Source organism: Bacillus sp. JJ1773 (assembly GCF_036962035.1).
In the GTDB taxonomy this organism is placed as follows: domain Bacteria; phylum Bacillota; class Bacilli; order Bacillales; family Cytobacillaceae; genus Cytobacillus.
On record NZ_JBALNX010000027.1, the window covers coordinates 59,641 to 66,668 of the forward strand.

Here is a 7,028-nt window from a genome sequence, read left to right on the forward strand (position 1 = left end):
GTCACTCCTTGTTCGGATCTATATTTGTAAAGTAATTTTTAACGATTTCCTCTAAATCGGCTGGCAGTTTGTACCGGTCCGTACTTTGCCGGTATGCATGTTCATATGTTTTAAATACCTCGTCATAAGGTTTGATAGACCCTTTTAGGACTGGTCCAGAACCTTCTGTTTGCTCGACCGGGCTCCCTTCTCCAAGACCGCCTTTATCTGTTTCGATATTTGTCTGACCGTCTAAATGATCAGGGATTGTAAGCAACTCACGAGAGCCTTGCCCTTTGCCAGCTCCCAAACCGCCAGAACCGCTGCCATTTCCTGAACCAGAACCGCTGCCATTTCCTGAACCGCTTCCTGCTCCGTTACCCTGTCCACTCCCTGAACTGTTTCCGCCAGACGGTCCTTGAGGGTTTTGGCCAGGCTGCTGTCCATTGCTACTTTGTCCACTTGGCTGACTTCCTGAAGGATTAGCTCCAGTACTAGGTTGACCTGAAGGGGCGAAGGCAAGCTTACCGGGAGGAATCCCATTTGAAGCCATTTGATTTTGCATCGCTAATCCTGTTTTTTGCAAAGCCTGCTGTGCAGCGGCTAGCTGGGCTAGAAATTCCTCAGAATTAAGTGCACTTTCAATCTGTTCCATTAATTTAGCAAGTTCCTCTTCAGTGAGCTGGCGATCATTTTCGGCTAATTGATTAAAGGCCATCTTCTGTTCTTCTGTAAGGCCATTCCATTTTTCATTTAACTTAGCCAATTCCTTTTCAATGGCTTTTAAGTTTTTTTCATTTAGGAGCTTTTCTAAATCCGACAATCCATTATTTTTTAATTCATTCTTCCAGTTTTCAAGTGCCATTTGTTTTTCTTTTTCTTTCAGAGACTTTAATTCTAATTCCTTTTTCTGTTTAGCTAGCTCTTTTAATGCTTCCTCTGCAGATTTCTTTTCTGCCATTTTATCTGCTGCTTCCTGTAGAGCTTTTTTCACTTCTGGATCTTTTTCCTTTTTGATTTCTTCCTTTAGTTTTTTTTCAGCCTCTGCTACAAGCTTGATTTCCTTCTCCTTCTGCTTTGCCAGATTAATGTTTTCATTCGGAGAAACAAATAGAAATATAGCTGCTGCTGTGAATGCGAGACTTAAAAACAGCCATTTAGGATAAAAAAAATGTTTTTTTCTCTTATAAACCATTTCACTTGTGTTCTTCATGTGCTTAACAGCATCAGATAACTGAAGGGCAGCAATGACTCCTTCCGTTTTTAAGAAGCTGTATGCTGTCAAAACCCGATCATCTTGTACAAAATGGTTATAAATGATGGCGGCTTCGTATTTTTTTGGACGTTTTCTCCAAATACGAATGATAAAAATGATAAAAAGTGTAAGCATAATAGAAAGGAAATAATAGTTAACAAAAGGAATAACAATAAATCTTGCCAGCACTAGCAGAAAAAGGGACAGAGCTCCTGCAAATACAAGCAGAAGCTGAACCTCCTTTATGATTAACTGAACGAGCAGCTGTTTCTGTATGGGCCTCAACAGTTTTTCAAATTGCTTGCGATCCTCCATTGGTTTCATTCCTTATCTGTTCATCCCTTTTTCATATTAGGACGCAGTTTTTTAATACTAATGAAAACAGCACCGATAATGATGACTGTATACGATAGTAAATAAGAGATCCATAAAGGGAATTTAATCCCTGTTGTATTCGTAATTTCCCTTGAAATTTCAGGCTCAAAAGTACTTAGCAGAATGATGGGCGGATTTAGCATCGCCGCAAAATAAGCTAATGGGCTTGTCGACGGTGTTCCAGTGTATCCATAGCGATTAGCGAATTGCATAAATACAAGCGCCAAAAATGCAGTTCCGCCTGCTAAAAATAATGTAACACCATAAGCGGTCACCATCGAAACAATCGTTTTCCTAATAAGTGTTGATAATAGTACACCTACACTGCCAAAAGCAATCATCGTGAAAATATAAAAGGAAATCGTAATGAACACCTGTCCAGGGGAAATTCCTCCGAACAGAAAAACGAAGCTGTAAAGCGGAAGTCCCGCAATAATTAATAAAAGTAAATAAGAAATGGACGATATGAGTTTACTAAGGATAATGCTGGCCGAGCTTTGTGTCGTTGTCAGCATTATATTCAATGTCTGTCTCTCACGCTCACTGCTAATAACACCTGCTGTTAGTCCAGGTGTAATAAACAGGACTAAAGCGAGCTGAAGAAAAGAGAGCATGATGAATATCGTCCTGCTTTGGTCTGGCTTGAAAAACCCATGTGAGTTCGATAATGACTCAATAAACACAAATCCGACAATGATTAATCCAAGTGCCAGCAAATAGAAGAGAATGCCAAGAAAGCTTTTAAAAGATCGGAAACGAAGCTTAAATTCCTTATTCAGAACAGGGTTGATAACAAAATTTTTCATGACAGTTCTACTCCCTTAGTAATTTCCATAAATACATCTTCTAGGTTCGTCTCAATTTCCGAAAAGCTTGTTATTGCTATGTTGTTTATGATAGCCTTTTTCAGTAATTCCGTTTGCTCAAGGGCTGAGCCTTTGTATATAAATTGCAGGGAGTTTTCCTCCTCTCCTTTATTTAATTTTGTCACATTTGGATCATCTTCAAAAAAGGCTGCCGCTTTATCGAGATCCTGATATGTCTTAACAATAATCAGTTTCTCTCCTTTTAACTTCGCTTGAATGTCCGAAACTGATCCTTCAGCAACAAGCTGACCTTGATCAATAATTCCAATCGTATCGCACATTTCAGCAAGCTCTGGCAGAATATGTGAAGAAATTAATATTGTTTTTCCCATACTCTTTAATTCCTTTAATATTTCTCGCATTTCTACACGTGCTCTTGGATCCAGTCCAGAGGCAGGTTCATCTAGGATCAACACTTCAGGGTCATGGATTAAGCTTCTGGCCAAACATAAACGCTGCTTCATCCCTCTGGACAGTACGTCAACATAGGAGTCCTGCTTATGAGATAAATTGACAAGATCCAGCAATTGAGGAATAAGCTTTTCTCTTTCTTGCAAAGGAATCCCATAGCTTGCACCATAGAAATGTAAATATTCTATTGTCTTGAGCTGATCATAAACACCAAAGAAATCTGGCATATACCCTAGCTGTCTTCTAACCATCTTCGGTTCTTTTTGAACGTTATACCCGTTTATATAAGCTGTCCCTGAACTCGGGGCAAGCAAAGTAGCTAAAATCGAAAAGGTTGTTGACTTTCCAGCGCCATTCTGCCCGACAAATCCGAAAACAGAGCCTTTATCAATTTGCAGATTAAGTGAATTAAGCGCTGTAAAATTTCCGTATCGTTTTGTTAGGTCGATAATTTCAATCACGGTGTCACATCCCCTTTAATAGTGATCGCCGGTAATTGAACATGTGGATCACCTTTTGCATTTTTTATGAGCAATAACTTTATTTCGCCTTCCTTTGAAATAAATTGCTGAAGATTGTTTTCATCAGTAAGAGTGAGGCTTCGTTTATCCGCTTCAATTGGTAGCCATTCTCCAGTGTCAAAATTGAATACGGAATACTGAATCAGTTGACTATTCGTTTTTATAGCCATTTCATTTAACTTTATGCCTCTATCTACTAATTGTTTTGGCAGCTGAACAATATACTCATACTCTCCATCATCCATAGCCATTTCCCGATTAGATCCATTGATCATTCTTTCAAAAATATGTCCTTTAAGTACATTAACATGGGAACTTAGCATCTCGTTTTTAATCGTGACTGCTCCCGAGAACTCATGTTCAGCATGAAACGATTGTACAATAAGATTTGTATTATCCTGTTTTTCTTTTTTGCCCACCATATTAACATCTAGAATAGCATCTTTCGTAAATCCGCCAATAATCGGTTCATTTTCAGTTCCATTTATTAAAATAAAGTTCGAGGCAACATATTGTAATCTTTCTCTTCTCATTTTATTGATATCTGTATTTTGATAGGAATAGTTAGGGCCTCCAGCACCAGCAGGCTTTGTTAGAAGCGCCTGTTTCATTTGTTTATCAACCTGTAATGACTTACCCTTCTTCAATGCACCTAAGCCAATCTTTTCATTTCCTGACCAAATAAAAATTTCCTCGAAATCATAGTCAAAACCGTTGTGAATCGTCCCTGTCAACTGACTATTTTTAAGTTTCAGATCTGTAGTAAAGCTGCCCTCTGTTTTCTTGCTTGCTTTTCCATACAGAGTTTTAGATGACCAGTAGCCTACTTCCGGGAAGACGATATCAGTAGTTTTGCGTTTTTCCTCAAACACCGCAATCCTCGCAGCATCATAGCCATTCATATTCTGTGTACTTGTAACAGCTTTAAAATCTTTTGGAATTGAAAGGGTATATTCCCCGCTTTTATTCGATAATAGTGTTGCTGCTTGTAATCCTGTTAATTGTTTATCCGATACTCTGTAAACGCCCATTTGATTGAGTTGCGGCTTCGCTATCCGGTCTTTTGCGCCTATTCCAAACACAATAGCAGCCATAAATAAAGCTATTGAAGGAATAATCCACCATGAATGCTCCCTTTTATCCATTTTCCGCAAAACAAAATATAATAGGGGCACAATGACGATGATATATCCACCTAATAAAGCAATAAGCTGAACGATTGAAAAATGGCTGGCAGGGAAAAACTCATTTGCCTCTACAAATTCCCAATATAGTGAGCCATAAAAATCTAGGCCATATCTGCCTGAAAACATATTCGTTTTTTCAGCTTCATTCAAGAACTTTGCAAACCAAGTACTGTAACCCTTCCATGAGGATAAAGGTTCATCACCAAGAGAAAAACCTGTCTGTAAAATAGTGCCATCTCCAACTTTAGTTTTGGCAGTTATTGGAATTGAATCACTCTGATCAATAATGTCGGCTGTTTTTTCTACTGATCCAGTAAAAACATTCAACTCTTTAAAGTTTGGATTTTTTTCATGATCGACAAGCTTTAGGAAATTAGTAGAAATCTTCACTTCATTGTCCATTTTCATCGGAAGCAAGGAATATATATCACCATAAGATTGACTTCCATTAGGAGAAGCGCCTGCAATTAGAATACCTCCCCCTTCAATCCATTCCTTAATGGCCGTTTGCTGCTCTATGTCCAATTGTGTCAGAGGATATTCATCAATGAGCAAGAAATCAAGCATCTCAAGTCCTAATGACTGCATAGGCATTTGTTCCTTATTGAGCTCAATCATCTGTGTTTGTGTAAAAGGAAGAATTCTTAATTCCTTTAACCTGTCATAGTTCTCACTTAACACACCGATTACATTTTCATTCATATCTATATATTTTGGTTTTATCTTTTCGTCCCCATTAAATTTAATCGTTTTTCCCTTTTGCCATTCTCCTTTGTACAGTTGAATGGCAGGAAGATTTTGATAGGAAGAGTGATCATCCGTTAAACCCGGCAGGGAGGCTTCATATGTTTTCGTGCTATTTGCAGGCAAATCTACATGAATGGAAAGAACGCCTCCTGTGTTCCATGAAGGATTAAAATTAATCAGTAAGTCTCCAATAAATTCCTCACCTTTGTTTTCAAGTTTAATAGATAGCGGAAAGCCTTTTCCCATTTTTACCTTCCCGTTTAAGCCTTCATCTATAGTAATCGTTATATTTTCAGCATCTGCTTGAACAGTTGGCAGAAAAGAGCCAATCGTCAAGAAAAAGCTTACTATAAATCCAATGGCTAATTTAATTCCTTTGTGCATCTAAATCTCCCCCAGCAATTAATGTCCATATTAATAGACGAAAAATAACGGTGGAAGTTTTCATTCTTTATTAAAATAGCTAAATATAATGATTGCAGCGCAGAAATATAAAAAAAAACAGCCGATACAATGTTCGGCTGTTTTTACGTTTATTTTCAATTAATCAGCTTCTTGTTCCACTAACTCCGCAAAAAGCCCATACACATATTGCTCTGCATTAAATTCCTGGAGGTCATCCATTTTTTCTCCGAGACCAACAAATTTAACAGGGATATCGAGTTCATTTCTAATAGCAAGTACGATTCCGCCTTTTGCTGTTCCATCAAGCTTAGTAAGAACAATTCCGCTAACATTTGTTGCTTCCTTAAAGGTTTTTGCTTGAATCATTGCATTTTGGCCAGTAGTAGCATCAAGGACTAGAAGAACCTCATGCGGTGCACCAGGAACCTCGCGTTCAATCACCCGCTTAACCTTTTCAAGCTCTTTCATCAGGTTGACTTTATTTTGAAGCCTACCTGCTGTATCACAAATTAATATATCCGCATTTCGGGATTTTGCTGCTTGAATCGCATCAAACATAACAGCGGCGGGATCTGAACCTTCAGCCTGCTTAATGACTTCAACACCGACTCTTTCTCCCCAAACCTCAAGCTGTTCAATCGCTCCCGCTCTGAAGGTATCTCCTGCTGCTAATATCACCTTATTACCTTCAGTTTTGAATTTATGTGCTAGCTTACCAATAGTTGTTGTTTTCCCAACTCCATTAACCCCAACAAAAAGGATAACGGTTAGCGAATCGGATTGGATATTAAGCTCGGATGAAGACTTTCCGCCGGCCTCATATATTTCAACTAGTTTCTCAGAAATCACACTTTGAACTTCTTTTGGATCTTGAATGTTTTTCCTTTTCACTTCTGATTTTAACTCTTCCACAAGCTTCATTACGGTATCAAAGCCAACATCCGCTTGAATGAGGATTTCCTCTAACTCCTCAAAGAAATCCTCATCAATTTTTCGATATCGAGAAACAAGATCGTTTACTTTATTTGAAAAATTGTCTCTCGTTTTTGCCAATCCATCTTTAAACTTTTCTGTAACACTATCTGTTTGTTTTGTTATTTTCTCTTTTAACTTTTTGAAAAAGCTCATTAAGGTTCACTTCCTTTAATATGGAATCATATGTACTTGGAGCCGACCGAAAAGGCCAGCTTCCAACATTATCGCAGATTAACGGGCTGTAAGACCCCCACTACAAAAAATTGAGTAAAACAAAAATTTCCTAGTAGGGGATCAACAGCCCGTA

5 protein-coding genes are annotated in these 7,028 nt (G+C 38.3%); all 5 read right to left on the bottom strand.

The genetic code is table 11. The features are described from left to right. Position 1: 1 nt before the first annotated feature. On the bottom strand, positions 2 to 1,549 hold the full coding sequence (locus tag V7127_RS06530; RefSeq protein WP_335484400.1) for a hypothetical protein: 1,548 nt from the start codon (positions 1,547 to 1,549) through the stop codon (positions 2 to 4). 20 nt (positions 1,550 to 1,569) lie between these two features. Then, entirely contained in the window at positions 1,570 to 2,415 is an 846-nt protein-coding gene (locus V7127_RS06535; RefSeq protein ID WP_335484402.1) for an ABC transporter permease, read from the bottom strand. Then, on the bottom strand, positions 2,412 to 3,347 hold the full coding sequence (locus V7127_RS06540; protein ID WP_335346973.1) for an ABC transporter ATP-binding protein: 936 nt from the start codon (positions 3,345 to 3,347) through the stop codon (positions 2,412 to 2,414). The genes V7127_RS06535 and V7127_RS06540 overlap by 4 nt, the downstream gene beginning before the upstream one ends. Beyond that, positions 3,344 to 5,725, bottom strand: a complete 2,382-nt coding sequence (locus V7127_RS06545; RefSeq protein ID WP_335484404.1) for a hypothetical protein — start codon at positions 5,723 to 5,725, stop codon at positions 3,344 to 3,346. The genes V7127_RS06540 and V7127_RS06545 overlap by 4 nt, the downstream gene beginning before the upstream one ends. Positions 5,726 to 5,884: 159 nt before the next feature. After that, positions 5,885 to 6,874 carry a signal recognition particle-docking protein FtsY gene (gene ftsY, locus V7127_RS06550; protein WP_335484406.1) on the bottom strand — a complete coding sequence of 330 codons (990 nt, stop codon included), beginning with the start codon at positions 6,872 to 6,874 and terminating at the stop codon, positions 5,885 to 5,887. Positions 6,875 to 7,028 lie beyond the last annotated feature (154 nt).

What these genes read in the sequence shown, in the direction of transcription:
- V7127_RS06530 (WP_335484400.1), bottom strand. Translation starts at nt 1,549, where the DNA reads ATGGAGGATCGCAAGCAATTTGAAAAACTGTTGAGGCCCATACAGAAA.
- V7127_RS06535 (WP_335484402.1), bottom strand. Translation starts at nt 2,415, where the DNA reads ATGAAAAATTTTGTTATCAACCCTGTTCTGAATAAGGAATTTAAGCTT.
- V7127_RS06545 (WP_335484404.1), bottom strand. Translation starts at nt 5,725, where the DNA reads ATGCACAAAGGAATTAAATTAGCCATTGGATTTATAGTAAGCTTTTTC.
- ftsY (WP_335484406.1), bottom strand. Translation starts at nt 6,874, where the DNA reads ATGAGCTTTTTCAAAAAGTTAAAAGAGAAAATAACAAAACAAACAGAT.